Annotated in this window: 22 protein-coding genes; 10 read left to right on the forward strand and 12 right to left on the reverse strand. The window is 67.0% G+C overall.

Annotated elements, in window-relative coordinates; genetic code table 11:
- Positions 1–272: 272 nt before the first annotated feature.
- Positions 273–3,542, reverse strand: coding sequence for an Rne/Rng family ribonuclease (locus SSKA14_RS09965; RefSeq protein WP_040007400.1), 3,270 nt, complete (start codon positions 3,540–3,542; stop codon positions 273–275).
- A 408-nt stretch (positions 3,543–3,950) separates the two neighbouring features.
- On the opposite strand from SSKA14_RS09965, the gene SSKA14_RS09970 reads away from it, so the two are divergent.
- Positions 3,951–4,925, forward strand: a complete 975-nt coding sequence (locus tag SSKA14_RS09970; protein WP_040007401.1) for an RluA family pseudouridine synthase — start codon at positions 3,951–3,953, stop codon at positions 4,923–4,925.
- 113 nt (positions 4,926–5,038) lie between these two features.
- On the opposite strand, the gene zupT is transcribed toward SSKA14_RS09970, so the two are convergent.
- The 3 genes from zupT to SSKA14_RS09985 form a co-directional block, all read right to left on the reverse strand.
- Complete coding sequence (gene zupT / locus SSKA14_RS09975; protein ID WP_006456115.1) at positions 5,039–5,848, reverse strand: zinc transporter ZupT; 810 nt, start codon at positions 5,846–5,848, stop codon at positions 5,039–5,041.
- Between the two features lie 98 nt (positions 5,849–5,946).
- Complete coding sequence (locus SSKA14_RS09980; protein WP_008264832.1) at positions 5,947–6,363, reverse strand: energy transducer TonB; 417 nt, start codon at positions 6,361–6,363, stop codon at positions 5,947–5,949.
- Positions 6,360–6,710, reverse strand: coding sequence for a 4a-hydroxytetrahydrobiopterin dehydratase (locus SSKA14_RS09985; protein ID WP_005410315.1), 351 nt, complete (start codon positions 6,708–6,710; stop codon positions 6,360–6,362). Before SSKA14_RS09985 ends, SSKA14_RS09980 begins: the two co-directional genes overlap by 4 nt.
- Before the next feature lie 90 nt (positions 6,711–6,800).
- Between SSKA14_RS09985 and SSKA14_RS09990 the strand changes: the two genes are divergently transcribed.
- Positions 6,801–7,400, forward strand: a complete 600-nt coding sequence (locus SSKA14_RS09990; protein ID WP_006456023.1) for an NfuA family Fe-S biogenesis protein — start codon at positions 6,801–6,803, stop codon at positions 7,398–7,400.
- Between the two features lie 10 nt (positions 7,401–7,410).
- Positions 7,411–9,177: a hypothetical protein gene (locus SSKA14_RS09995; protein WP_008268545.1), complete on the forward strand. Its 1,767-nt coding sequence runs from the start codon at positions 7,411–7,413 to the stop codon at positions 9,175–9,177.
- A gap of 245 nt (positions 9,178–9,422) precedes the next feature.
- Here SSKA14_RS09995 and SSKA14_RS10000 read toward each other — a convergent pair whose 3' ends face one another.
- Together SSKA14_RS10000 and SSKA14_RS10005 are read right to left on the reverse strand one after the other, a co-directional pair.
- Positions 9,423–9,836, reverse strand: a complete 414-nt coding sequence (locus SSKA14_RS10000) for a barstar family protein (protein ID WP_008266647.1) — start codon at positions 9,834–9,836, stop codon at positions 9,423–9,425.
- Positions 9,836–10,288, reverse strand: coding sequence for a ribonuclease domain-containing protein (locus SSKA14_RS10005; protein ID WP_008267671.1), 453 nt, complete (start codon positions 10,286–10,288; stop codon positions 9,836–9,838). The genes SSKA14_RS10000 and SSKA14_RS10005 overlap by 1 nt, the downstream gene beginning before the upstream one ends.
- 219 nt (positions 10,289–10,507) lie before the next feature.
- Between SSKA14_RS10005 and SSKA14_RS10010 the strand changes: the two genes are divergently transcribed.
- Positions 10,508–11,119 carry a superoxide dismutase gene (locus tag SSKA14_RS10010; RefSeq protein WP_005410310.1) on the forward strand — a complete coding sequence of 204 codons (612 nt, stop codon included), beginning with the start codon at positions 10,508–10,510 and terminating at the stop codon, positions 11,117–11,119.
- Between the two features lie 201 nt (positions 11,120–11,320).
- On the opposite strand, the gene SSKA14_RS10020 is transcribed toward SSKA14_RS10010, so the two are convergent.
- Complete coding sequence (locus tag SSKA14_RS10020) at positions 11,321–12,169, reverse strand: endonuclease/exonuclease/phosphatase family protein (RefSeq protein ID WP_008268581.1); 849 nt, start codon at positions 12,167–12,169, stop codon at positions 11,321–11,323.
- A 162-nt stretch (positions 12,170–12,331) separates the two neighbouring features.
- Between SSKA14_RS10020 and SSKA14_RS10025 the strand changes: the two genes are divergently transcribed.
- Together SSKA14_RS10025 and SSKA14_RS10030 are read left to right on the forward strand one after the other, a co-directional pair.
- The gene (locus tag SSKA14_RS10025) at positions 12,332–13,897 is read left to right on the forward strand and encodes an oligopeptide:H+ symporter (protein WP_008267858.1); all 1,566 of its coding nucleotides are present in this window, start codon (positions 12,332–12,334) and stop codon (positions 13,895–13,897) included.
- 7 nt (positions 13,898–13,904) lie between these two features.
- Positions 13,905–14,531, forward strand: a complete 627-nt coding sequence (locus SSKA14_RS10030; protein ID WP_008268213.1) for a rhomboid family intramembrane serine protease — start codon at positions 13,905–13,907, stop codon at positions 14,529–14,531.
- Positions 14,532–14,574: 43 nt separating this feature from the next.
- On the opposite strand, the gene SSKA14_RS10035 is transcribed toward SSKA14_RS10030, so the two are convergent.
- Positions 14,575–14,760, reverse strand: a complete 186-nt coding sequence (locus SSKA14_RS10035) for a hypothetical protein (RefSeq protein ID WP_008264509.1) — start codon at positions 14,758–14,760, stop codon at positions 14,575–14,577.
- A 185-nt stretch (positions 14,761–14,945) separates the two neighbouring features.
- Between SSKA14_RS10035 and SSKA14_RS10040 the strand changes: the two genes are divergently transcribed.
- From SSKA14_RS10040 to cfa, 3 genes are read left to right on the forward strand one after another with little or no spacing between them, the layout of a single operon-like run.
- A complete protein-coding gene (locus tag SSKA14_RS10040) occupies positions 14,946–15,248 on the forward strand; it encodes a GNAT family N-acetyltransferase (protein ID WP_006377679.1) in 303 nt (100 codons plus the stop codon).
- Between the two features lie 36 nt (positions 15,249–15,284).
- Complete coding sequence (locus SSKA14_RS10045) at positions 15,285–16,166, forward strand: DUF3298 and DUF4163 domain-containing protein (RefSeq protein WP_040007404.1); 882 nt, start codon at positions 15,285–15,287, stop codon at positions 16,164–16,166.
- Between the two features lie 19 nt (positions 16,167–16,185).
- Positions 16,186–17,301 carry a cyclopropane fatty acyl phospholipid synthase gene (cfa, locus tag SSKA14_RS10050; RefSeq protein WP_008265169.1) on the forward strand — a complete coding sequence of 372 codons (1,116 nt, stop codon included), beginning with the start codon at positions 16,186–16,188 and terminating at the stop codon, positions 17,299–17,301.
- A gap of 89 nt (positions 17,302–17,390) precedes the next feature.
- On the opposite strand, the gene SSKA14_RS10055 is transcribed toward cfa, so the two are convergent.
- The gene (locus SSKA14_RS10055; RefSeq protein ID WP_040007406.1) at positions 17,391–19,559 is read right to left on the reverse strand and encodes a M3 family metallopeptidase; all 2,169 of its coding nucleotides are present in this window, start codon (positions 19,557–19,559) and stop codon (positions 17,391–17,393) included.
- Positions 19,560–19,689: 130 nt separating this feature from the next.
- Between SSKA14_RS10055 and SSKA14_RS10060 the strand changes: the two genes are divergently transcribed.
- Positions 19,690–20,169, forward strand: coding sequence for a glutathione peroxidase (locus SSKA14_RS10060; RefSeq protein WP_008266602.1), 480 nt, complete (start codon positions 19,690–19,692; stop codon positions 20,167–20,169).
- Positions 20,170–20,248: 79 nt separating this feature from the next.
- Here the strand turns inward: SSKA14_RS10060 and SSKA14_RS10065 are convergent, their stop codons facing one another.
- The 3 genes from SSKA14_RS10065 to SSKA14_RS10075 all read right to left on the reverse strand — a co-directional run bounded on the left by SSKA14_RS10065 (position 20,249) and on the right by SSKA14_RS10075 (position 23,583).
- Complete coding sequence (locus SSKA14_RS10065; RefSeq protein ID WP_008264745.1) at positions 20,249–21,028, reverse strand: ferredoxin--NADP reductase; 780 nt, start codon at positions 21,026–21,028, stop codon at positions 20,249–20,251.
- A 79-nt stretch (positions 21,029–21,107) separates the two neighbouring features.
- Positions 21,108–22,979, reverse strand: coding sequence for an ABC transporter ATP-binding protein (locus tag SSKA14_RS10070; RefSeq protein ID WP_040009545.1), 1,872 nt, complete (start codon positions 22,977–22,979; stop codon positions 21,108–21,110).
- A gap of 154 nt (positions 22,980–23,133) precedes the next feature.
- Entirely contained in the window at positions 23,134–23,583 is a 450-nt protein-coding gene (locus SSKA14_RS10075) for a carboxymuconolactone decarboxylase family protein (RefSeq protein WP_008266041.1), read from the reverse strand.
- Positions 23,584–23,592: the final 9 nt, after the last annotated feature.

Genomic DNA, 23,592 nt, shown 5'->3' on the forward strand with positions numbered 1-23,592 from the left:
GGTAGGTGCCAACCTTGGTTGGCACGGACGTGGCCTCGTTCGCTCCAACAACGGCGCCAACCAAGGTTGGCCCCTACCAAAGCAGTGCCCGTGCGCGGATGGTGTCCTGGTGGGTGCCAACCTTGGTTGGCACGGGTATGTCCGCGTGCATTCAATCAACGGCGCCAACCCAGGTTGGCCTCTACAAAGGCGAAGCCAGCGCCAATCGCACAAACAAAAACGGCGGGGATCATCGATCCCCGCCGTTCTGCTTTCACGCGATCAAAGAGCGATCAGTTCGCCGGCGGCGTGCGCTTGGCGGCCTCTTCGTCTTCTTCGTGGGCCTTGGCTTCGGCAGCCTGGGCCGCAGCGTCGGTGTGACCATCGGCAACCGGGTCAATCGACGGTGCCACCACTGCCTCGGCGACCGGGGCAGCGGATTCAACCGGAGCGGCCTCGACCGCCACCGGGGCGACCGGCTGTTCGGCGACCGGCGCGTTCTCGACGACCGGCTTGGCTTCAATCGCCGGAGCGGCCTCCACCACCGGGGCAGCCTCGAAGGCCACCGGCTGGGCTTCCGCCACCGGGGCGGTTTCAACCACCACCGGCTTCGATTCCACCACTGGCGCAGCCTCGACCACGGCCGGCTTCGCCTCAACCACCGGAGCGGCTTCGACGGCCGGGGCAGCCTCGACCACCGCCGGCGCGGCTTCCGCCACCGGAGCCGTAACGGCCACCGGCTGCACCGGGGTCGCAGCGTCGATGGCATCGAGCATGCTGGTCTGCACCGGCGAAGGTGCCGGTTCGGCCTTGGTGGCGGCTTCAATCGGCGCCTGCACCTCGGCCACGACGGGGGCGGCGGCTTCGACCACCGCGCTGCTCACCACGGCAACCGGTGCGGCGGCAACGGCGGCGGCGGCACGAACCGGCTTTGCGGCGTCGGCAGTGACGGGCTCGACTTCGTCATCGAAGTCGAACTCCGGCTGCGAACGAGCCGGCTGCGCAGCAGCGACCGGCGCGGTGCCGGCAGTGCTGTCGGCGGTCGGCTCGGCGACATCAGTGTCATCACCGTCGTCAGCGTCGTCCTGGTCATCGCCCAGGGTGTCGCTGCCGGCAGCGTTCTCGGCACCACCGCGACGACGGCGGCGGCCACCACGACGGCCACGACGACGGCGGGTCGCACCTTCGCCCGCCTGCTCGCCAGTGGCGTCGGCTGCAGCCTCTTCACCGGCAACCGCAACCACCTCGGCCTCGCTGGCAGCATTGGCAGCGGTCTCGACCGATGCTGCGGCGTCCACCGGAGCGGAGGCCACCGATGCAACCGGCGCCACCGGCGCAGTCGCTTCCTGAGCAGTCACTACGTTGGCGGCGACCGCCGTGGCGGTCACGGCTGCAGCCGCAGTCACGGTTTCGGCGGAGACCTCGGCGGCGTTGCGCTGCGGCTTCTCGGCCGGCTTGTCACCGTCCTGCTGCGGGCGCGGCTGCTTCGGCTGCTTCAGCTTCGGCTGCTGCGGGTTCTGGCCCTGCTGCTCGTTGCGCGGCTTGTTCTGCTGCTGCGGCTGCTGGCCATCCTTCTGCTGCGGCTCCTTCTGCTTGCCCTGCGGCTGCTGCTGGGCGTTGCCGTTGTTGTTGCCGCCCTGGCGGCCGTCCTTGCGCTGCTCACCGCGATCCTTGCGGTTGCCACCGTCCTTCTGCTGCTGCGCGTTGCCGTTGCCGCCATTGCCGCGGTTGTCGTCGCGACGGTCCTTGCGGTCCTTGTTGCGATCCTTGTTGCGGTCCTTGCGGCCGCCGTCCTGCTGCTGGCGGGCCGCCGGAGCAGCCGGGGCCGGGGCCGGGGCCGGTTCGCCACCAAACACACGCTTGAGCCAACCGATCACGCCACCGCTCGGAGCCTGCGCCACCGGCGCGGCCACGACCGGGGCCGGAGCAACTGCCGCCGGTTCCACTTCCTCGCGCACCGGGGCCGGAGAGGTGTGCTTGACCTGGGTCACCGCCGGCGGCGGGATGTTCAGCTGGCCCTTGGTCAGGGCGTGCACCGGCAGCTTGCGCGGGGTGCCGCGCTGGTAGCTGGGCTTGTTGCTCTCTTCACCCAGCTCGTTCTCGCGCAGGCGGGTCACGGTGTAGTGCGGGGTGTGCAGCTGCTCGTCGGCGACGATCACGATCGGCGCTTCGTGGCGCTGCTCGATCTCGCGCAGGGCGCTGCGCTTTTCGTTCAGCAGGTAATTGGCGATCTCCACCGGGGCCTGGACCAGCACCTGCCCGGTGTTCTCCTTCATCGCATGCTCTTCGGCAACGCGGATGATCGACAGCGACAGCGATTCGACGCTGCGCATGCGGCCGTGGCCGTCGCAACGCGGGCAGACGATCTGGCTGGACTCGCCCAGGCTCGGACGCAGGCGCTGGCGGCTCATTTCCAGCAGGCCGAAGCGCGAGATGCGGCCGACCTGCACGCGGGCACGGTCGTACTTCAGCGCGTTGGCCAGGCGGTTCTCGACCTCGCGCTGGTGCTTGTTGGAGGCCATGTCGATGAAGTCGATCACCACCAGGCCGCCGAGGTCGCGCAGGCGCAGCTGGCGGGCCACTTCCTCGGCCGCTTCCAGGTTGGTCTGGAACGCGGTGTCCTCGATGTCGCTGCCCTTGGTGGCGCGCGAGGAGTTGACGTCGACCGCGGTCAGCGCTTCGGTCTGGTCGACCACGATCGAGCCACCCGACGGCAGGCGCACGTTGCGCTCGTAGGCGCCTTCGATCTGAGACTCGATCTGGAAGCGGTTGAACAGCGGGATGTCGTCCTTGTAATGCTTGAGCTTGCGCAGGGTCTGCGGCATCACCTGCTGCATGAACTCGCGGGCGTGCTCGTACATCTCCTCGGTGTCGACCAGGATCTCGCCGATGTCGGCGCGCAGGTAGTCACGCAGGGCGCGCACGATCAGGCGCGATTCCTGGTAGATCAGGAACGGGGCCGGCTTGCTCAGCGCGGCCTCGGCGATGGCACGCCAGACGTTGAGCAGGTAGTCCAGATCCCACTGCAGCTCTTCGGCATCGCGGCCGACGCCGGCGGTGCGGATGATCACGCCCATGTCGTCGGGGATGTTCAGCTTGTCCAGGGCGTCCTTCAGCGCGGCCCGGTCTTCGCCTTCGATGCGACGGGAGACACCGCCCGCGCTCGGCGAGTTCGGCATCAGCACCATGTAGCGGCCGGCCAGGGAGATGAACGTGGTCAGGGCGGCGCCCTTGTTGCCGCGCTCTTCCTTGTCCACCTGGACGACGATTTCCTGGCCTTCCCGCAGCAGCTCACGGATGCCGGCCTTGTTGTGGTCGACACCGGCCTGGAAGTAGTCGCGGGAGATTTCCTTCAGCGGCAGGAAGCCATGGCGGCCACCACCGTATTCGACGAAGGCCGCTTCCAGCGAGGGCTCGATGCGGAAGATCCGGCCCTTGTAGATGTTGGACTTCTTCTGTTCCTTCGACGGCTGTTCGATGTCGATGTCATACAACGACTGGCCATCCACGATGGCAACACGCAGCTCTTCAGCCTGCGTGGCGTTGATCAGCATTCGCTTCATTGTTGCGTTCCTCGCAAGCGGCTACCGCGCGGAACGCCATGGGGTTTCGCCTCTGGACACGGCTCGCCGCCCATTCGCGCAAGCGCGGGGAGGGCGGCTTGGGTTTCCAGCGCTACGACACCACGGCAGGCCCCGGGAGCGCTTCACTCTTATGGGTTTTTGGGTGTTGCAGGGCCGCAGGCAGCTGTCAGCCAGGCTGGAGCGCCACGCGGGACATGTTCAGCACGGTTGCGTGTCAGGCATCCGGCGATGGCCGGGAAGGCCGGTGAGCCGCTAACATGGCCGCCCCGCGGGCGGTGGTCGCGCACTGTGCCGGATTCGTCGGAAGCTGGGCTTCTGGCCCTGAGTAACTTCCAACGAAATCAATCCCTTATCTCGCCCCCCGAGTGTAACAGAATAAACAGCCTGATGACTGCCCAAGACCCGACCAAACCCGCTGGCGACAAGCCTTCCGTGCGCATGATCACCGTTCCCGCCGACCGTGCCGGCCAGCGCCTGGACAACTTCCTGCTTGGCCAGCTGAAAGGCGCCCCGCGAAGCCTGGTCTACAAGCTGGTGCGCAGCGGCCAGGTGCGGGTGAACGGCGGCCGGGCAAAGGCCGAACGCAAGCTGGAGGCCGGAGACGAGGTGCGTGTGCCGCCGGTTCGTCTCACCGAAGAGGGAGACAAGGCCGGTCCGCCGGAGGCGTTCATGCGTCGGCTGGAGCAGGCCATCGTCTTCGAGGACGCCCGCCTGCTGGCCCTGAACAAGCCCACGGGCGTGGCCAGCCACGGCGGCAGCGGCATCAGTTTCGGCGCCATCGAGACCCTGCGTGCGCTGCGCCCGGGGCAGACCTTGGAGCTGGTTCACCGGTTGGATCGCGACACATCGGGCCTGCTGATCGTGGCCAAGAAGCGCTCGGCGCTGAGCGAGCTGCAGGCGCTGCTGCGTGAAGACCACGGCGCCGGCATCCGCAAGCGCTACCTGACCCTGCTGACCGGGCGCATGCCCGACGGTGTGATGACGGTCGATGCGCCGCTGCATGTCGGCCTGCGTCAGGGCGGCGAGCGCCATGTGCAGGTCAACGCGATCGGCAAGGAATCGATCAGCCACTTCCGCGTGCTGGAGCGTCGCGGCGGGCATTCGTACTGCGAGGTCCGCATCGAGACCGGCCGGACCCACCAGATCCGCGTGCATGCCCAGCATCTGGGGCATCCGGTGGCCGGTGACGACAAGTACGGCGATCCGGTCGTCAACAAGCGGCTTCGTGAGCAGATCGGGCTGAAGCGCCTGTTCCTGCACGCGGCGTCACTGGAGTTCGCACTGGACGACGGCAAGAGCCCGTACGTGCTGAACGCGCCGCTGGCCGACGAGCTGGTCGAGGCGCTGGATCGACTGAAGTAGGCGGGACAGGCAGCGCGCCGTATCCCCTTGTAGAGTCGAGCTTGCTCGACTGCTGTTCGGTCGAGGAATGTCAGTCGAGCAAGCTCGACTCTACGGGGCGGGCCTGGAATTGCTCACCACTTGAACAGCACCAGGCTGATCGCCAGCGTGCCCATGCCTGCCACCAGCCCGTACACGGTTTCGTGGCCCTTGGCATAGCGCTTGGCCGCCGGTAGCAGCTCGTCCAGCGCCAGGAACACCATCACGCCGGCAATCAACCCGAACACCCAGCCGAAGGTGGCGTGCGACAGCGATCCGGACAGCAGCCAGTAGCCCAGCGCCGCGCCCACCGGCTCGGCCAGGCCCGACAGCAGGCTGGCGCTGAACGCATAGAACTTGTTCTGGGTGGCGAAGTACACCGGCACCGCAATCGCGATGCCCTCGGGAATGTTGTGGATGGCGATGGCGAAGGCCAGCGGCATGCCCACCGACGGGCTTTCCAGAGTCGCGAAGAACGTTGCCAGCCCTTCCGGGAAGTTGTGTGCGGTGATGGCGATCGAGGTCAGCAGGGCGACGCGCTTCAGGTACTCGCGGCTGTTCTCGCGGAACGCCGGGTCCTGCTTGTCCAGGCTGTCATGCGGGTTGGGAATGAAGTGGTCGATCAGCACGATCACGATCACGCCCAGCAGGAACGCCAGGGTGCCGTAGGTGAAGCCGGTGCGCTCGCCATAGGCCAGCGCGAAGGACGCAATGGACTTGTTGAGGATCTCTGACAGCGACACGTAGACCATGGCGCCGCCGGCGAAGGCCAGGCCGAAGGCCAGCAGGCGCGGATTGGGCCGGCGCGAGAACAGCACCAGCAGGCTGCCGATGGCGGTGGCCAGACCGGCGGCGAGGGTGACCGCGAGCGCGATCCAGACGTTTTCGGGGGGAATCTGCAGCATGTACCGACGCGATCCTGGTCAACAGACAACCGCCCCGGGCAAGGCCGGGGCGGCGAGGGCGAGGCGGGCGTCGGCTGGCCTCGTCGGCGCGCGCGCGATCAGCCGCCGCGGCGCAGGCGTTCTTCGATGGCGAAGCACTGGTCCGGCTTCGGTTGCGGCGGGTTGAAGCTGACCGGCACCTGGATGGTGGCCGGCACCGGCTGGCCGTTGCGGGTGGCGGCGTTGAACTGCCAGCCCTGCACGGCGGTCTTGGCCAGCTCGTCCAGCTGCGGGTTGCCGGCGCCGGTCAGCAGCGCGACCTCGCTCGGCTTGCCGTCGGTGCCGATGGTCACCTTGAAGGTGCTGGTGCCGCCCACGCCCATGCAGGCCAGTTCCAGCGGGTACTGCGGCGGCGGCGTCTTCACTGCGGCCACTTCGGTCGGCGGCGGCGGGGGCGGCGCCGGCGGTTCGGACGCGCCACAGCCGGCCAGGCCGGTCGCAGCGATCAGGGACAGGCTCAGCAAACGTACGTTCATGGCAGTTGCTCCGTCAGGGCCGAAGTCTTTGCCGCGCAGATGAAGTCGTTCTCGCTCAGGCCGCCCACGTCGTGGGTGGAGAAGCGCACGACCGCGCGGTCGTAGTGCACGCCGAGGTCTGGATGGTGGTCCTCGCGGTGGGCGATCCAGGCCAGCGCGTTCACGAAGGCCATGGTGGCGTAGTAATCCTTGAAGCGGAAGGTGCGCGTCAGGGCCTGGCCGCCCTCGCTCAGCTCCCAGCCGGGAATCTGCGGCAGCAGTTCGGCCAGGCGCGCTTCGCCGAGCTTGTGGTCGCTGCCTTTGCGCGGCACGCAACGGGCCTGGGCCAGTGGAATCAGGTCGGCCATGGGAATCTCCACCTCGTGTTGACTGAACAATGCGCCGGACGGTGTATAAACCGAATGAGCGGCTGACGCTTACTTGGCTAGAATAGCCTGATGATCCAGATCTCCGACACTGCCCAGACCCATTTCCGCAAGTTGATCGAACGCGAGGGCGTGCCCGGCATGGGCGTGCGCCTGAGCGCGGTCGATCCTGGTACCCCGCGCGCCGATGCCCGGCTGGAATTCGCCGAGCCGACCGACCTGCTCGGCGACGAGTGGGCGGTGGACTGCGATGGTTTCACCCTCTATGTCGATGCCAGCAGCGTCGGCTGGCTCGATGGCGCCGAGATCGACATCGTCGCCGGCACCGCCGGTGCCCAGCAGCTGACCATCAAGGCGCCGCGCATCAAGGGCGAAGCGCCCGGCGATGCCGCCTCGCTGGTCGAGCGCGTGCATTGGGTGGTCGAGAACGAAATCAATCCGCAGCTGGCCTCGCATGGCGGCAAGGTGGCCGTGCAGGAAGTCTCGGCCGACGGCGTGGTGCTGCTGCGCTTCGGTGGTGGCTGCCAGGGCTGCGGCATGGCCGACGTGACCCTCAAGCAGGGCATCGAGAAGACCCTGATGGGCCGCGTGCCGGGCGTGACCGCTGTACGTGATGCGACCGACCACGACAGTGGCCACGCGCCGTACATTCCTCGCGGCAACGCCGCCTGATCGCTGACGCGTGCCTCTGACCCGGGCCGAGCAGCTCATCGACCTGCTGCTGGCGCGCCAGCAGCCCGCCGCCGTCCTGGAGAAAACCACGCGCCTGCCCTATGGCTGGGCGTTGTGGCTGCGCTCGCTCGGTCCGTTGCCGCGGCCACTGCATGCCCGGGACGTCATCGACGTGCTGCTGCCGCGTCCGTTGCCCGGGCCGCCCGGGCAATCGCCGCGTTTGTCCCCGTGGCAGGCGCTGCGCCGGCTGTTCTGGCAGGACTGGGATGCCGCACCGCGCGATCAGCGCTGGATGCGCTGGACCTCGGCACTGGCCAGCGCGCTGTTGCATCTGCTGTTCTTCGTGCTGCTGCTGTGGGTGGCGGTGATCCGCACCACGGCGCCGGAGGAAGAGGGCGCTGAAGGCGAGCGCGTGCAGGTGGAGTTCGTCGGCCGCGCTACCCAGGAAGGCGGTGGCGACCGGCCGGGCGCCGAAGCCGCTGCCGCCGCGCCAGCCGGGCAGGTGGTGGCCGGCCGCGAGGCGGGAGCCGCCACCGCACCGCAACCGCGTCCCGCCGCAGCGTCGGCGCCTGCGCCCATGCCGGCACCTGCAGCGACCGCCAGCGTGCCTGCGCCGCCGGCTGAAGCCGAACCCGCGCCGGTCGCGGCACCTCCGCCGTCTCCAGTGCAGGCCACCGAGGTGGCCGAAGCCAGCACCGACTTCGTGGTGCCGCCGGTCAGCGTGCCGCGCACCGAGGTCAGCATCGTGCCGCGCGACACCACAGCCACGGTGCGCGAGCGCAGCGTGCAGCCGCTGCAGGCTCCCCCTGTGCCGACGCCGCTGCATGCACCGGCCGTCGCGGTGCGCACGCCGCAGTTGCGTGACATCCAGGTACAGGAGCGCGAAGTCAGTACGGTCGACGCCCCGGTGGCGCCGCAGCCGCTGCGCACTGCGGATGTGCAGGTGCGCCTTCCGCAGCAGGAACTGCAGGTGCGCGAACGGGAGGTGCAGGCAGTGGTCGATCCGCAGGTGCGGATGGCGACCGTGGCCGGCCGTGAGTCGACCGTACATGCGCCGGCGGGCCGTGACGTGCAGGTGCGCGAACGCGAAGTCGCCTCGGCACCGGCGGCGGCGCCATCACCTTCCAGTGGCAGTGCCCCCGCGGCAACTGCTGCGCCTGCGGCCAGCAGCAGCGCGGCGCAGGCCAGCATCACTCCTGCGCGCTCGTCGGCATCCAGTACGGCACCGGCCCAGGCCGGCGCGCGCCCGGCACCCGATCCGGGCAATTGGGCCACGCCTGCCAAGGGCGATGACTGGGGTGCATCCAGCCGCAACCGCGACGGCGCCAGCAGTGGCGCGCACCAGGCCAGTACTTCCGGCAAGGGCAGCGGTCTGTTCAATGCCGATGGCAGCGTGCGGGTGCCGGGGCAGGAGGGCGACGGGCACGCCGAACGCGGCGCACCGGGCGGTGCCAACGATGGTTGGACCAAGGAGCGCATTGCCCAGTCCGGCACCTGGTTGAAGCGGCCGCCGTACGACTACACGCCCACCTCGTTCGACAAGTACTGGGTGCCGCAGGAGTCGCTGCTGGCCGAGTGGGTCCGCAAGGGCATCAAGTCGATGGAGATTCCGTTGCCGGGTACCGGCTCGAAGATCTCCTGCGTGATCTCGATCCTGCAGGCGGGTGGTGGCTGTGGCCTGACCAACCCGAACATGCAGGACCAGCCGGCGGTGGCGCGTCCGCCGCCGGACATCCCGTTCAAGAAAGAACTGCAGGAAGACAATGGGAGCCGCTAGCGGCTCCCATTGTCCAAGCATGTTTCCTTATCCCCGCGCCGTTGGCGCGCCCCCTTGAACAACACGGGGGCTCCTCGCCGGAACCATCGCGGGATGTGACGGTCGTGCTGACGCGCTTTGGTAGGTGCCAACCTTGGTTGGCACGGAAGCGCCGACCAAGGTCGGCCTCTACCAAGGCATCAGCGCATGCCGACCAAGGTCGGCCTCCACCAGAGCAGAAGCGCATGCCGACCAGGGCAGTGACCTCACGCGCTCTGCGACAGGAACACCCAGAACGGCACGTCACGGCCGACCCAGTCGCGGCTGGTTTCGTCCATCACGTCCAGCAGGGTGTCGAAGTCCTTCTGCGTGCCGGCACGCAGTGCATCGACGTCGGCCAGGAACAGTGCATAGCCGTTGGCCGGCAGCCACTGCAGGTCGCGCAGATTGTCCGACAATGCATCCCAGTTGCCGCCGAACCCCGCCGGGAAATCCAGCTGTGCGGCCAGTCGTGCCAGCAGGGTGCGCTTGTCGGCCACACCTTCCAGATCGATGCGGATCACCTTCAGGCCGGCATCGCGCATCGCCGCCGCCAGCGCGTCGATGTCGTCGCTGTCGATGGCGTAGACGCCGGCATTGTTGATGTCATGCAGGCCGAGGCCGAAATCATCGTGGCTCATCACTGCGCTCCCTGGGCCGGTACGGTGAAGCTGCGGAACGATTCATAGTGGTCGTCGGTGTAGTACCACGCCTCCGGCGGATCGCCACCGGTGACGATGCGGCGCGTGCCACGGGTGCGTGCGCCGGGAGTGTCGACGGTGTACTCGCGGTAGTAGCCGCGCGCGCGCTGCGGCAGGTGTTGCTCGCGGTTGCCGAAGGTGCTGCCGTCCTGGCGGTGCGGGAACGGACCACCGCGCTGTATCAGCGCGATGGTCTGGCGCGCCTCGGCGGGCAGGAACGCGGGCAACCCGCCATCGCTGCGGGCTGTCGGCGTGGCCGGGGCCTGCGCGGCAGGCGCGCCCTGCAGGTCCGGCGCGAACTGCGGCGCTGGCGCACGCTGCATGAAGTGGTTGGCGACCAGGCCGAGCAGCAGCAGGGCGATGGCGGTGATCAGCAGCCGGGGGTTGCGCATGGGCACGGGCAGGCGAGGGCAAGGCACGCACTGTAACGCCTGCGCGCTGCATGGGGCATGAGGAGCGTGCAGCGTCACCGCTGCGTAACAATTGCCGGCATGCTCACCGGCAGGACGCAATTTCCTTTACATCCCCCTTGGTAATCTTGCGGTCTGTCCCCATCATTCACCGCGCACTGCCCGACACCGTCGGGTGCCCTCGCAATCAGGAGATGCATCATGGCCTACACCCTGCCCAAGCTGTCCTACGCCTACGACGCGCTGGAACCGCATATCGATGCGGCGACGATGGAAATCCATCACACCAAGCATCACCAGACCTACATCAACAACGTCAACGCGGCGCTGGAAGGCACCGAGTACGCTGACCTGCCGGTCGAAGAGCTGGTGAAGAAGCTCAAGTCGCTGCCGGAGAACCTGCAGGGCCCGGTGCGCAACAACGGTGGTGGCCATGCCAACCACTCGCTGTTCTGGACGGTGATGGCGCCGAATGCCGGCGGCAACCCGGTGGGTGACGTGGCCAAGGCCATCGACAAGGACCTGGGCGGCTTCGACAAGTTCAAGGATGCCTTCACCAAGGCCGCGCTGACCCGTTTCGGCAGCGGCTGGGCATGGCTGAGCGTGACCCCGGACAAGAAGGTCGTGGTCGAGAGCACCGGCAACCAGGACAGCCCGCTGATGGAAGGCAACACCCCCATCCTCGGCCTGGACGTGTGGGAACACGCGTACTACCTGAAGTACCAGAACCGCCGTCCGGAATACATCGGCGCGTTCTTCAACGTCATCGACTGGAACGAAGTCGAGCGTCGCTACCAGGAAGCGATCGCCTGATCGGCATCGCGGGTTGAAATGAAAAGGCCGGGGGAGACCCCGGCCTTTTTGTTTGCCAGCTTCTGGCCGTCGCGCGGGACCTGGTGGGTGCCGACCTTGGTCGGCACGGAAGCATCTGCGCGCGCGGCAGGGATGTGCCGGCCAAGGTCGGCGCCCACCGTCGGCACCCACAACCGGCACCCACCGCAGCCGAAGGCGGGGCTATTCCGCGGTGGCCGTATCGCCCTGCAGGCGCAGGGTTGCCATCACGCCCAGGCGCAGGCCGGGCAGGTCGCCATCGGCCGGCAGCAGGATCGGCTGCTGGCGGATGCCACCGAAATGCTTGACCTGGAACAACACGTCCAGGCCATGACCGCTGGCTCCACCGCCACTGGCCGCTGGCGGTTCCGGGCGGCCGCCGGGATTGCGCCGGGCCGGCTGGAAGCCGGGCGTGCTGCGCACCAGTTCCACGGTGGAGGCCGAGAAGTCACCGGCGATCAGGCTGGGCATGCCCTCGGCCGTGGCGCCGATCCAGGTCATCAGGTCGTTGGTCTGATGCTGGCGTGCGGTGACCTCGTCCGGGTCCGGGCGCAGCCGCGCCACGTAGATGTTGACCAGCGCCTGGCCCAGCTTCAGCCGCATCATGCCGGCCGCGCTGAACGTGCCGGGTGGATGCAGCAGGGTGACACCGTCCTCGCTGACCGGCAGCCGGGTCAGCATGGCATTGCCATGCCGCAGCGGCTGGCTGGGCGGATCGGCGGTGACGAAGTCGCAGCTGTAGCGCAGCCGGCTGGCCAGCCAGCAGGCCGGATTGCGGCCCTGCTGCTGCAGCACCTGCTGCACCGAGATCACGTCCGGTTGCAGGTCGGTCAACAGTTGTGCGACCTGCTCGCGGCGCTGCTTCCATTGCGCATCGTCGCGGCTGGGCAGTTCCAGCGCGGCCACGGTCAGTTGCCGAGGCTCGCCCTCGCTGCTGGCCGAGGCCGGCGCCTGCGGTCGCGCCTGGGCCTGCAACGCCGGCAACAGCAGCAGGCAGCTGAGCAGGAGTCGGGCGTAGGCGAGGGGGCGCATAACGATAAGTTTACGCTTTTGTCGTGCAGGTGCCGTGACTTCCGGCACAGCCAGGAGCGCCTGCCATGGATTGGCACCGTTGTCATGCAGCCCTGCAGCGTGCTTCGCAAGGCCTGGTTCCGGTAACCTTGCGCCTTTCGCTTTGCAGGAATGCCTTACAGGATGAGCCACGACGCAGTTGCCCCCATCGCCGGCCAGGGAAGGATGCCGCGCCAGATTCCGTACATCATCGGCAATGAGGCCTGCGAACGGTTCAGTTTCTACGGGATGCGCAACATCCTGGTGCAGTTCCTGATCACCTCGCTGCTGCTGCAGGAAATCACTGCGGAAGGCCGTGCCGGTGAAGCCAAGGACATCATGCACAGCTTCATGATCGGCGTGTACTTCTTCCCGCTGCTCGGTGGCTGGCTGGCCGACAGGTTCTTCGGCAAGTACCACACCATCCTCTGGTTCAGCCTGGTCTACTGCGCCGGCCACCTGTGCCTGGCCCTGTTCGAGAACAGCCGCGAGGGCTTCTTCCTTGGCCTGGGCCTGATCGCGCTCGGTGCCGGCGGCATCAAGCCGCTGGTGGCCTCGTTCATGGGTGACCAGTTCGACCAGAGCAACAAGCACCTGGCCAAGCTCGTCTTCGACGCCTTCTACTGGATCATCAACTTCGGCTCGCTGTTCGCCTCGCTGCTGATCCCGCTGGTGCTGAAGAACTGGGGCCCGCAGTGGGCGTTCGGCATCCCGGGCATCCTGATGTTCGTGGCCACCTTCGTGTTCTGGCTGGGCCGCAAGCGCTACGTGCTGGTGCCGCTGCCGCCGAAGGACCCGCATTCGTTCGCCAACGTGGTGCGTACCGCGCTGACCGCACGCGTTGCCGGGCAGGGCCGTCCGGGCCTGGTGATCGCCGCGCTCGGCCTGGTGCTGGCGGTGGCCTCGTTCGGGCTGGTCGGTTCGCTGGGCATCGTCATCTGCCTGTGCCTTGCGCTGGTCGCCATCCTGGCCGGCATCGGCGGCGGCACCTGGCTGCAGCTGGACCGTGCCCGCGGCCAGCATCCGGCCGAAGCCGTGGAAGGCGTGCGCTCGGTGCTGCGCGTGCTGGTGATCTTCGCGCTGACCACGCCGTTCTTCTCGCTGTTCGACCAGAAGGCCTCGACGTGGGTCCTGCAGGGCCAGCAGATGCAGATGCCGAGCTGGTTCACCGCCTCGCAGATGCAGGCATTGAACCCGCTGCTGGTGATGATCCTGATTCCCTTCAACAACCTGGTGCTGTATCCGGCGCTGCGCCGTTTCGGCTTCGAGCCGACCGCGCTGCGCCGCATGACCGCCGGTATCGCCTTCAGCGGCCTGGCCTGGATCGTGATCGGTGGCATCCAGGTGGTGATGGACGGCGGCAATGCCATGTCGATCTTCTGGCAGATCCTGCCGTACGCGCTGCTGACCTTCGGTGAGGTCCTGGTCTCGGCCACCGGCCTGGAGTTCGCCTACAGCCAGGCCCCGCAGGCGATGAAGGGCGTGGTGATGAGCTTCTGGAACCTGACCACCACCATCGGCAACCTGTGGGTGCTGCTGTCCAACGCAGCGGTGCGCAACGATACGGTGACCCACCAGATCGCCGGCACCGGCCTGAGCGAGGCGGCGTTCCTGATGTTCTTCTTCGCCGGCTTCGCCTTCATCGCGGCGTTGGCCTTCGGTTGGTACGCGAAACGCTATCGTATGGTCGACAACTACCGTAGCGCCTGAGCCTGACATGACCCCCGTCAATCTGCTGTTGATCGCCATCACCGCCATCCTGTCGTGGATGGCGTTCAACAACCGCAAGCTGGCCGACCGCCTGATCCTGTGGCCGCCCGCCGTGGACCGCCATCGCCAGTACGACCGGCTGGTGACCTATGGCTTCATCCACGCCGACTGGTCGCACCTGATCTTCAACATGATCACCCTGTTCTTCTTCGGGGGATTCATCGAGAGCGTGATGGTGGAGCTGACCGGCAGCTACCTGACCTATCCGGCGTTCTATATCGGCGCGTTGCTGGTCTCGATCCTGCCCAGCTACCTGAAGAACCAGAAGAACCCGAACTACCTCAGCCTCGGTGCGTCCGGGGCGGTGTCGGCGGTGCTGTTCGCCTTCATCCTGATCAAGCCGTGGTCGATCATCCTGGTGTTCTTCATCCCGGCGCCAGCGATCGTCTATGCCGCGTTCTACGTCGGCTACAGCATCTGGATGGACAAGCGCGGCGGCGATCGCATCAACCACAGCGCACACCTGGCAGGTGCGGCGTTTGGCGTGATCTTCATGCTGGCCATGCAGCCGAGCATCTTCAACCACTTCCTGCGCGAACTCTCCAACCCGACCTTCCGCCTCGGCGGCGGTTGAGGGTGGGAACGGGGCGGATCGGCAGCGATCCGCCCCGGCCGGTTCAGGCCGTGGTCTGCTGCCCGTAGGTGTCCAGCAGGCGGGCGAACACTTCCTCGCCGATGCGCTGGAAATCCTGGTCTTCGGTCTGCCCTTCCACTGCCAGCTGCAGCAGGCCCTCCAGCAGGGCACGGTCGGTATCGGAATGGGGATCGCTGGGGTGCATCGGGGCCTCCGCGGTGATGCGCATGGTCTACGGTCGCAAGGGGCGTGCCAGCCTGGCCGTACCCCTCCACAGGCGATAGCGGCCGCTCGCCCTCCAGCTTGAGGGTCGAAAACTGACGTGAATGGACTGCACTTGCCCCTGTTCAGGCTTCACGCGATCATGGCGCCCGGCTGCGCACCATCCACGCAGTCGCCGCAGGAGACAGTTCCATGGCTTCGGTCACGCCCCCCGGTCTGGCCTACGAGGTCGAACACGACCTGGCCAGCCACCGCTTCACCGCCCGTGTCCGAGGACAACTGGCGGTGCTCGACTACCAGATCAAGCGCAGGCGCATGGTCATCACCCACACCGAAGTGCCCGAGCCGATTGCAGGCCGCGGCATTGCCGGCGAGCTGACCCGAGTGGCACTGCGCTTCGCCCGCGAGCAGAAATACAAGGTGGTGCCGGCGTGCTCCTACGCCGAGGCCTTCCTGCAGCGGCACGAGGAGTATCACGACCTGCTCGTCGGCTGATGCCGGCGGGCCACGCTTCAGCCATGGCAGGCGATGATGTACAAACATGAACAGGGGATCCCGATGAAGATTGGAAACAACCGGCCATTGCGCGGCAGCGTGCTGGCCGGCGTGGTGGGCGTGCTGTTGCTGGCCGGTTGCCAGCGTGAGAGCGAGCCGGCGCCGGCGACCGACGCGGCCCCCGCCGCCGAGGCCCCGGTCGCGGGCGAGACGCCCACCACGGAAGCGCCGCTGGATCTGCGCGACGTGATCGAGAACAACGAGCGCGAAGTGGTGGGCATCAGCTACCCGGCCGGCATCGACCGTTACCCGGGCCTGGCGCGCGCGCTGCAGGACTATGCGACCAGCGCCCGCAGCGACCTGCAGCAGGCCCTGGACGGGCTCGGCAACGACAAGCCGACCATGCCCTACGAGCTGTCGCTGAGCTTCGAGAAGCTGCTGGAAACCCCGCAGCTGGTGGTGGTCAGTGCCGATGGCAGCCGCTATACCGGAGGCGCGCACGGTGAGCCACTGGTAGCACGCTTCGTATGGTTGCCGCAGCACCAGCAGATGCTCAGCGCCGGAAAACTGGTGGCCGATGCCAAGGGCTGGAAGGCGATCAGCGATTTTGTCGCCGACCAGCTGCGCGAACGCGTGGCGACCCGCCTCAGTGGCGAGGACATGGACCCGGCCCAGCTGCAGGAATCGCTGCGCAACGCATCGCGCATGATTGCCGACGGTACCGGCCCGCAGGCCGACAATTTCAGCCAGTTCCAGCCGCTGACCGACGACAAGGGGCAGATCACCGCGCTGCGCTTTGTTTTCCCGCCGTACCAGGTGGGTCCATACTCGGACGGCACGCAGACCGCCGATGTACCGGCGGCGGTGCTGTTGCCGCACGTGGCCAAGGACTACGTGGAGCTGTTCGCACGCGGTTGACCGCAGTCGAGGAGGTGGCGTGGATACAGGGTTGCAGGAGCGGGTCGCCGGCCTGCTGCAGGAAGCCGGGGTCCGCATCGGCGGCACCCAGCCACAGGACATCCAGGTACATGACCCGCGCTTCTTCGCGCGGGTCATGGCGCACGGCTCGCTCGGCCTCGGCGAGAGCTACATGGACGGATGGTGGGACGCCAACGTCCTCGATGAATTCCTCGTCCACCTGATGCAGGCGCACCTGGACGAACGGGTGCATGGCTGGCGCGAAGTGGCTGATGCGCTGAAGGCGCGCCTGTTCAACCTGCAGGCCGGGCAGGGCAGCTACGAGGTCGGCCGCCGCCATTACGACCTCGGCAATGATCTGTACCGGGCCATGCTGGGCCAGCGCCTGGTCTACAGCTGCGGCTACTGGCGCACTGCCGATGATCTTGACGCTGCGCAGGAGGCCAAGCTCGACCTGGTCTGCCGCAAGCTGGGGCTGCGCCCGGGCCAGCGCGTGCTGGACATCGGCTGCGGTTGGGGTGAGGCACTGAAGTTCGCCGCCGAGCGCTATGGCGTCAGCGGCGTCGGCGTGACCATCTCGAAGGAGCAGGCCGAGTTCGCCCTTGAGCTGTGCGCCGGGCTGCCGATCGAGATCCGCCTGCAAGACTACCGCGAACTGGACGAGCCGTTCGATGCGATCTTCTCGATCGGCATGTTCGAGCATGTCGGTGACAAGAACTATTCCAGTTTCTTCGAGGTGGCCAGGCGCTGCCTGTCGCCACGCGGGTTGCTGCTGCTGCATACCATCGGCACCAACATCTCGCGGCACCGCACCGATCCATGGATCGCGCGCTACATCTTCCCGAACTCGATGCTGCCGTCGGCGGTGCAGATCAGCAAGGCATTCGAAGGTCGCTTCGTGCTGGAGGACTGGCACAACTTCGGCACCGATTACGACCTGACCCTGCAGGCGTGGCGGCGCAACGTGGAAGCGGCCTGGCCGCGACTGGATGCGCGCTATGACGAGCACTTCCGGCGCATGTGGCGTTTCTACCTGGCCGGGTCGATGGCGACTTTCCGCTGCCGGCACGCGCAGCTGTGGCAGCTGGTGCTGTCGCCGGAAGGCGTGCCGGGCGGGTACGTCGCGCCGCGATGACAGCCAGTAGATCCACGCCATGCGTGGATGACACAAAAAAACCGCCCGGTCTCCCGGGCGGTTTTCGTTTCACGCTAGCGCGCGGGCGATCAGTTGCCGGCGCCGGTCAGGCCACGCTTTTCCAGCAGCGGTTCGATCTGCGGCTCGTGGCCGGCAAAATCGCGGAACAGCTGCATCGCGTCGACACTGCCGCCCTTGGACAGCAGCGTGGCGCGGAAGTGGTCGCCGTTCTTGCGGCTCAGGCCACCGTTGTCCTTGAACCACTTCTGGGTATTGGCATCGAGCACTTCCGACCAGATGTAGGCGTAGTAGCCGGCCGAGTAGCCACCCATGATGTGGCTGAAGTACGGGGTCTTGTAGCGCGGCGGCACCGGCGCGTAGTAGATGCCGTCCTTCTCCAACGCAGCGCGCTCGAAGGCCATCACGTCCTTGGCGGCCGGCACCTGGTCGGCGCCGATCTGGTGCCAGCGCTGGTCGAGCATCGCCGCACCCAGGTACTCGGTGGTGGCAAAGCCCTGGTTGAACTTGGCCGCAGCCAGCACCTTGTCCAGCAGCGCCTGCGGCATCGCCGAACCGTTCTGGTAGTGCTTGGCGTAGTTCTTCAGGATGGCCGGGTTGTCCGACCACATCTCGTTGACCTGCGAGGGGAACTCGACGAAGTCGCGCGGTACCGAGGTGCCCGAGAAGTACGGGTACTTCACGTTGGAGAACATGCCGTGCAGCGCGTGGCCGAACTCGTGGAAGGTGGTGTTCACCTCATCCCAGGTCAGCAGGGTCGGCTGGCCGGCCGGCGGCTTCGGGATGTTCAGGTGGTTGGCCACCACCGGCTTGAAGCCGGTCAGCTTGGACTGCGAAACGTAGGAGTTCATCCACGCACCGCCACGCTTGGAGGCGCGCGCATACGGATCGAAGATGAAGATCGCCAGCTGGCTGCCGTCGGCGTCGAACACGTCGTAGACGGTGACGTCATCGTGGTAGACCGGCAGGTCGGTACGCTGCTTGAAGGTCAGGCCGAATTCCTGGCCGGCAGCATAGAACACGCCGTTTTCCAGCACGTTCTTCATTTCGAAGTACGGCTTCAGCTGCGATTCGTCGAAGTTGTACTTGGCCTGGCGCACCTTCTCGCTGTAGAAGGCCCAGTCCCACGGTTCCAGCTGGAAGGTCTTCTTGCCGGCGGCCTTCTGTTCCTGGTCGATCATCGCCTGCAGGTCGGCCGCTTCGCGCTTGGCGTTGGCCACGGCGGCCGGGGCCAGCTTGCCCAGCATCGCGTTGACCGCTTCGGGGGTCTTGGCGGTCTGGTTGGTCAGGTTGTAGGCGGCGAAGTTCGCAAAGCCCATCAGCTTGGCCTTGTCGGCGCGCAGCTGCATGATGCGCGAGACCAGTGCGGTGTTGTCGAACTCGCCACCGCGGCTGCCACGGCTGACCGAGGCTTGGTAGATCTTCTGGCGCAGGGCGCGGTTGGCCAGGTTGGTCAGCGGCGGCTGGCCGGTGGTGTTGAGCAGGGTGATCACGTACTTGCCTTCCAGGCCACGGGCCTTGGCGGCTTCGGCGGCGGCAGCGATCTGCTCCTTGGACAGGCCGGCCAGCTCCTTGACGTCGTCGACGGTGATCGCCGAAGCGTTCACTTCCGACTGCACGTTCTGGCTGAACTTGGTGCCCAGGTTGGCCAGCTCGGCGTTCATCTCCTTCAGCGTGGCCTTGTCGGCCTCGGACAGCTTGGCGCCGGCACGCACGTAGTTGTCGTAGTACTTCTCGACCAGGCGCACGCCTTCGGCGTCCAGGCCCAGCTGGCTGCGGGTGTCATACAGCGCCTGGATGCGGGCGAACAGCTTGCCGTTCAGCGCGATCGCATCGCTGTGCGCGGCGAACTTCGCCGAATAGTCGGCCTGCAGCTTCTTGCGGGTGTCGTTGGTGTCGGCGCCGACCAGGCTGAAGAACACGGTGGTCGCGCGGTCGAGGATGTCACCGCTCTTTTCCAGGGCGATGATGGTGTTGTCGAAGGTCGGCTTGGCCTTGTTGTTGGCGATCGCCTCCACTTCCTTCAGCTGCTGCGCCATGCCGGCGTCGAAGGCGGGGGCGAAGTCGCTGTCCTTGATCCTGTCGAACTGCGGGAAGTGCAGCGGCAGCGGGCTATCGGCGAAGAACGGATTGGCCTGCTGGGCGATGGTGCTGGCGGCCGGGGTGGCGGCGCCGGCCGAATAGGCGGGCAGGGCAAGGCCGAGGGTCATGGCCACGGCAAGGGCAAGGCGAGTGGTCAAGGTAATAGCTCCGGTAAGGCAAACAAGGGCCCGAGGGTAACCCGGGCGGCCGCGCCCGCACTTGTGTCAAAAGGCATGTTGCCGGAGACGGGTGCGGGTACCATGCAATCACCGCCCACGCCCCGCCATCATGACCACCGCCTACGATTTCAGCTTCCGCGACCTCGATGGCCAGCCGCAGGCGCTGGCACAGTTCCAGGGCCGTCCGCTGCTGCTGGTCAACGTTGCCAGCCGTTGCGGTTTCACCCCGCAGTACACCGGGCTGGAACAGCTGTGGCAGGACTACCGCGAGCGTGGCCTGGTGGTGATCGGCTTCCCGTGCAACCAGTTCGGCGCGCAGGAGCCCGGCGATGCCGCGCAGATCCGCCAGTTCTGTTCGCTGGACTATCCGGTCAGCTTCCCGTTGTCGGAGAAGATCGAAGTCAACGGCAGCGGCGCCGATCCCCTGTGGGCCTGGCTGTCACGCGAGAAGCGCGGCCTGCTGGGCATTGCCCGCATCAAATGGAACTTCAGCAAGTTCCTGGTCGATCGCCAGGGAAGGGTGGTGTCGCGGCATGCGCCGACCACCAGGCCGGAGCAGCTGCGCAGCGCAATCGAAGCACTGCTGTGAAGGGGGGGAGTGCCGGCCGCTGGCCGGCAATCCCGTAGCGCGCGGAGAGCCGGCCAGCGGCCGGCACTACCGTTGCAGATTATTTCTCGACGAACGCGCGCTCGAACACGTAGTGGCCCGGTTGGCCGATGCGCGGCGAGACCTGGAAGCCACGGGCGTCCAGCACGCTGCGCAGGTCGGCCAGCATCTGCGGGCTGCCGCAGATCATGGCGCGGTCGTTTTCCGGGCTCAGCTCCGGCAGGCCGAGCGTGCGCTGCATCTCGCCACTTCCCATCAGCGAGGTCAGGCGGCCCTGGTTGGCGAACGGCTCGCGGGTGACGGCCGGGTAGTACAGCAGCTTGTCGCCGATCATCTCGCCCAGGAACTCGTGCTCACGCAGTTCCTTCTCGAAATAATCGCGGTAGGCCAGATCCTTTTCGTAGCGCACGCCATGGCACAGGATCACCTTCTCGAAGCGCTCGTAGGTCTCCGGGTCCTTGATCACCGACAGCCACGGTGCCATGCCGGTGCCGGTGCCCAGCAGGTACAGGTTCTTGCCGGGGTGCAGGTCGCTGATCAGCAGGGTGCCGGTGGGCTTCTTGCCGACCAGCACCTTGTCGCCCGGCTTGATGTGCTGCAGGCGTGAGGTCAGCGGGCCGTCCTGCACCTTGATGCTGAAAAACTCCAGGTGCTCTTCCCAGTTGGCGCTGGCGATGGAATAGGCGCGCAGCAGCGGCCGCGCCTCGGTTTCCAGGCCGATCATCACGAACTGGCCGTTCTCGAAACGGAAACCGCTGTCGCGGGTGAGGGTGAAACTGAAGTAGGCATCGGTCCAGTGGCGGACCTCAAGCACCGTTTCGGCGCCGAAAGCGGAGGACATGGGCGTATCTATCGAAAGTCGTCGGGGGGATTCTATCTCAAATGAGACAGGTTCTCATTAGGCGAAACGAGAGGCGTTCTCAGCGGTAGCCGGCCGCCTGCAGCTCGAACAGCTCGGCATAGCGGCCGCCCTGCGCCATCAGCTGCTCATGGGTGCCGCTGGCCTCGATCCGGCCGTCGGCCAGCACCAGGATGCGATCGGCCATGCGCACCGAGGAGAACCGGTGGGAAATCAGTACGGCAGTGCGATTATCCGCCAGTTCCCTGAACCGCTGGAACACTTCGAACTCGCTGCGTGCGTCCAGCGCTGCCGTTGGCTCATCCAGGATCATCACCTGCGCATTGCGCATCCACGCGCGGGCAATGGCGATCTTCTGCCACTGGCCACCGGACAGGTCCACACCCTGCTTGAAGCGGCGCCCGATCAGCTGGTCGTAGCCGCCGGGCAGTTCCTCGATCACTTCCTCGGCCATGCCGCGGCGCGCGGCGTCGGCGATGCGTGCCCGGTCGTCCATGGCCTCGACCTGGCCGACGCCGATGTTCTCGCCGGCGCTGAGGTTGTAGCGCACGAAGTCCTGGAAGATCACCCCGAGATTGGCGCGCAGGTCGTTGAGGTCGTAGTCGCGCAGGTCGCGGCCATCGAGCAGGATGCGGCCCTCGTCCGGTTCGTACAGCCGCGCCAGCAGCTTGACCAGGGTGGTCTTGCCGGCGCCGTTTTCGCCGACCAGGGCCAGCACTTCACCGGCGTGGAGCTGGAAATCGAGGTGGCGCACCGCCCATTGCTCGGCATCCGGGTAGCGGAAGCCGACGCTCTCGAACACGAAGCCCTGGCGGATCGGCTGCGGCACGCGCACTGCGCCTTCGCGCGAGTGGATTTCTGGCTGGATCTGGAAGAACGAGAACAGGTCATCCAGGTACAGCGCCTGGCTGGCTACCTGCGAGAACCCGATCAGCAGGCCTTCCAGCAGCTGGCGCAGGCGCAGGAAGCTGCCGGCGAGGAAGGTCAGGTCGCCGATCGAGAAGTCGCCACGCACCGTGCGCCACGCGATGTAGGCGTAGGCGGTGTAGTAGCCCAGCGTGCCCAATGCGGCCAGCAGCGTGCCCCAGAACGCGCGGCGCCGGGCCAGCGCCCGGTTGGCCTGGAACAGCGCCACCGACAGGCGCCGGTAGCGTTCCACCAGGAAGCGGTGCAGGTTGTAGATCTTCACTTCCTTGGCGGTTTCCACACTGGCACCGAGCTGGCGCAGGTAGTCGAGCTGGCGGCGCTCGGGTGTCCACTGGAAGTTGAGGCTGTAGCCGGCCGCGTTGAAGTGCGATTCGCCGATGAAAGCCGGCACCAGCGCCAGCGCCAGCAGCAGGATCAGCCACGGCGCGTAGACCAGCAGGCCGATGGCCAGGCTGGCCACGGTGATCGCATCCTGCACCTGGCCGAACAGCTGACTCATCAGGTTCATCCGGCCCATGGTCTGGCGCCGTGCACGGTCCAGCTTGTCCTGCAGGTCCGGGTCCTCGAAGTCCTCCAGGTCCAGCGTCGCCGCATGTTCCATCAGGCGGATGCTGGTGACGTTGGCGAACAGCTCCGAGAGCAGCGCATCGGCATAGCTGACCAGGCGGCCGAGCAGGTCCGAGGCGATGGCCAGGCCGAGCTCCAGTGCCAGCAGGCCCAGCAGTGGGTTGAGCACGCCACTGGACAGTGCCTCGCCCAGCGGCGGGAAGCCGGCATCGTGCTGGCTCAGGTGCAGGGCGCTGTCGATGATCAGCTTGCCGACGTACAGCATCGCCACCGGCAGCAGTGCACGGATCAGGCGCAGCCCCAGGCTGGCCAGGGTGAGCGCGGGGCTGGTCTGCCAGACCATGCGCAGGAACGGCGGCAGGTTGCGCATCGCCTTGAAGCGCTGGCGCAGGCTGGGTTTCTTTGCGGCGGCAGCGCCAGCGGTGGGGGTGGCAGGCATGCGCATATTGTGCGCGTCTGGGCCGTGCAGATGGGGTCAGTGCAGCCGTGTGTCCGCGCCGCCCATCCACGCAGGGCGTGGATCTGCCGTGTCGACCAAGGTCGACACCTACCCACAGCTGCAGGAAACTGACCCGCCTGGCCGCAACCGCCCGTTACGGCAGCGGCGGCAGCAGACCCGCGCCCAGCCGGTTCCAGGCGTTGATCACCGCGATCCCCATGCTCAGGTCACTGATGCCCTTCTCATCGAAGTGCGGTGCCAGCGCATCGAACGCCGCCTGCGATGGCGCCCCATCGGTCAGCCGGGTCAGCGCCTCGGCCCAGCCCAGCGCGGCTCGTTCGCGGGCATCGAAGAAGCGGCTTTCGTGCCAGGCGGGCAGGGTGTCCAGCTTGCGCGGCTCGATGCCGCCCTTGCGCAGCGCGGTGCCGTGCATGTCCATGCAGTAGCCGCAGCCATTGAGCTGCGACACGCGCAGGAACAGCAGTTCCATCAGGGTCGGATCGATCGAGCTGTCATGCACCGCCTTGCTGGTGGCCAGCAGGCCCTTGAAGGCCTCGGCGGCCAGACGGGTGTAGGGGACGCGGGGAGAGGCATGGTTCGACATCGGGGGCTC

The organism is Stenotrophomonas sp. SKA14, from assembly GCF_000158575.1.
Lineage (GTDB): Bacteria > Pseudomonadota > Gammaproteobacteria > Xanthomonadales > Xanthomonadaceae > Stenotrophomonas > Stenotrophomonas forensis.

What these genes read in the sequence shown, in the direction of transcription:
- SSKA14_RS09965 (WP_040007400.1), bottom strand. Translation starts at nt 3,542, where the DNA reads ATGAAGCGAATGCTGATCAACGCCACGCAGGCTGAAGAGCTGCGTGTT.
- SSKA14_RS09970 (WP_040007401.1), top strand. Translation starts at nt 3,951, where the DNA reads ATGACTGCCCAAGACCCGACCAAACCCGCTGGCGACAAGCCTTCCGTG.
- zupT (WP_006456115.1), bottom strand. Translation starts at nt 5,848, where the DNA reads ATGCTGCAGATTCCCCCCGAAAACGTCTGGATCGCGCTCGCGGTCACC.
- SSKA14_RS09980 (WP_008264832.1), bottom strand. Translation starts at nt 6,363, where the DNA reads ATGAACGTACGTTTGCTGAGCCTGTCCCTGATCGCTGCGACCGGCCTG.
- SSKA14_RS09985 (WP_005410315.1), bottom strand. Translation starts at nt 6,710, where the DNA reads ATGGCCGACCTGATTCCACTGGCCCAGGCCCGTTGCGTGCCGCGCAAA.
- SSKA14_RS09990 (WP_006456023.1), top strand. Translation starts at nt 6,801, where the DNA reads ATGATCCAGATCTCCGACACTGCCCAGACCCATTTCCGCAAGTTGATC.
- SSKA14_RS10000 (WP_008266647.1), bottom strand. Translation starts at nt 9,836, where the DNA reads ATGAGCCACGATGATTTCGGCCTCGGCCTGCATGACATCAACAATGCC.
- SSKA14_RS10005 (WP_008267671.1), bottom strand. Translation starts at nt 10,288, where the DNA reads ATGCGCAACCCCCGGCTGCTGATCACCGCCATCGCCCTGCTGCTGCTC.
- SSKA14_RS10010 (WP_005410310.1), top strand. Translation starts at nt 10,508, where the DNA reads ATGGCCTACACCCTGCCCAAGCTGTCCTACGCCTACGACGCGCTGGAA.
- SSKA14_RS10020 (WP_008268581.1), bottom strand. Translation starts at nt 12,169, where the DNA reads ATGCGCCCCCTCGCCTACGCCCGACTCCTGCTCAGCTGCCTGCTGCTG.
- SSKA14_RS10025 (WP_008267858.1), top strand. Translation starts at nt 12,332, where the DNA reads ATGAGCCACGACGCAGTTGCCCCCATCGCCGGCCAGGGAAGGATGCCG.
- SSKA14_RS10030 (WP_008268213.1), top strand. Translation starts at nt 13,905, where the DNA reads ATGACCCCCGTCAATCTGCTGTTGATCGCCATCACCGCCATCCTGTCG.
- SSKA14_RS10035 (WP_008264509.1), bottom strand. Translation starts at nt 14,760, where the DNA reads ATGCGCATCACCGCGGAGGCCCCGATGCACCCCAGCGATCCCCATTCC.
- SSKA14_RS10040 (WP_006377679.1), top strand. Translation starts at nt 14,946, where the DNA reads ATGGCTTCGGTCACGCCCCCCGGTCTGGCCTACGAGGTCGAACACGAC.
- SSKA14_RS10045 (WP_040007404.1), top strand. Translation starts at nt 15,285, where the DNA reads ATGTACAAACATGAACAGGGGATCCCGATGAAGATTGGAAACAACCGG.
- SSKA14_RS10060 (WP_008266602.1), top strand. Translation starts at nt 19,690, where the DNA reads ATGACCACCGCCTACGATTTCAGCTTCCGCGACCTCGATGGCCAGCCG.
- SSKA14_RS10065 (WP_008264745.1), bottom strand. Translation starts at nt 21,028, where the DNA reads ATGTCCTCCGCTTTCGGCGCCGAAACGGTGCTTGAGGTCCGCCACTGG.
- SSKA14_RS10070 (WP_040009545.1), bottom strand. Translation starts at nt 22,979, where the DNA reads ATGCCTGCCACCCCCACCGCTGGCGCTGCCGCCGCAAAGAAACCCAGC.
- SSKA14_RS10075 (WP_008266041.1), bottom strand. Translation starts at nt 23,583, where the DNA reads ATGTCGAACCATGCCTCTCCCCGCGTCCCCTACACCCGTCTGGCCGCC.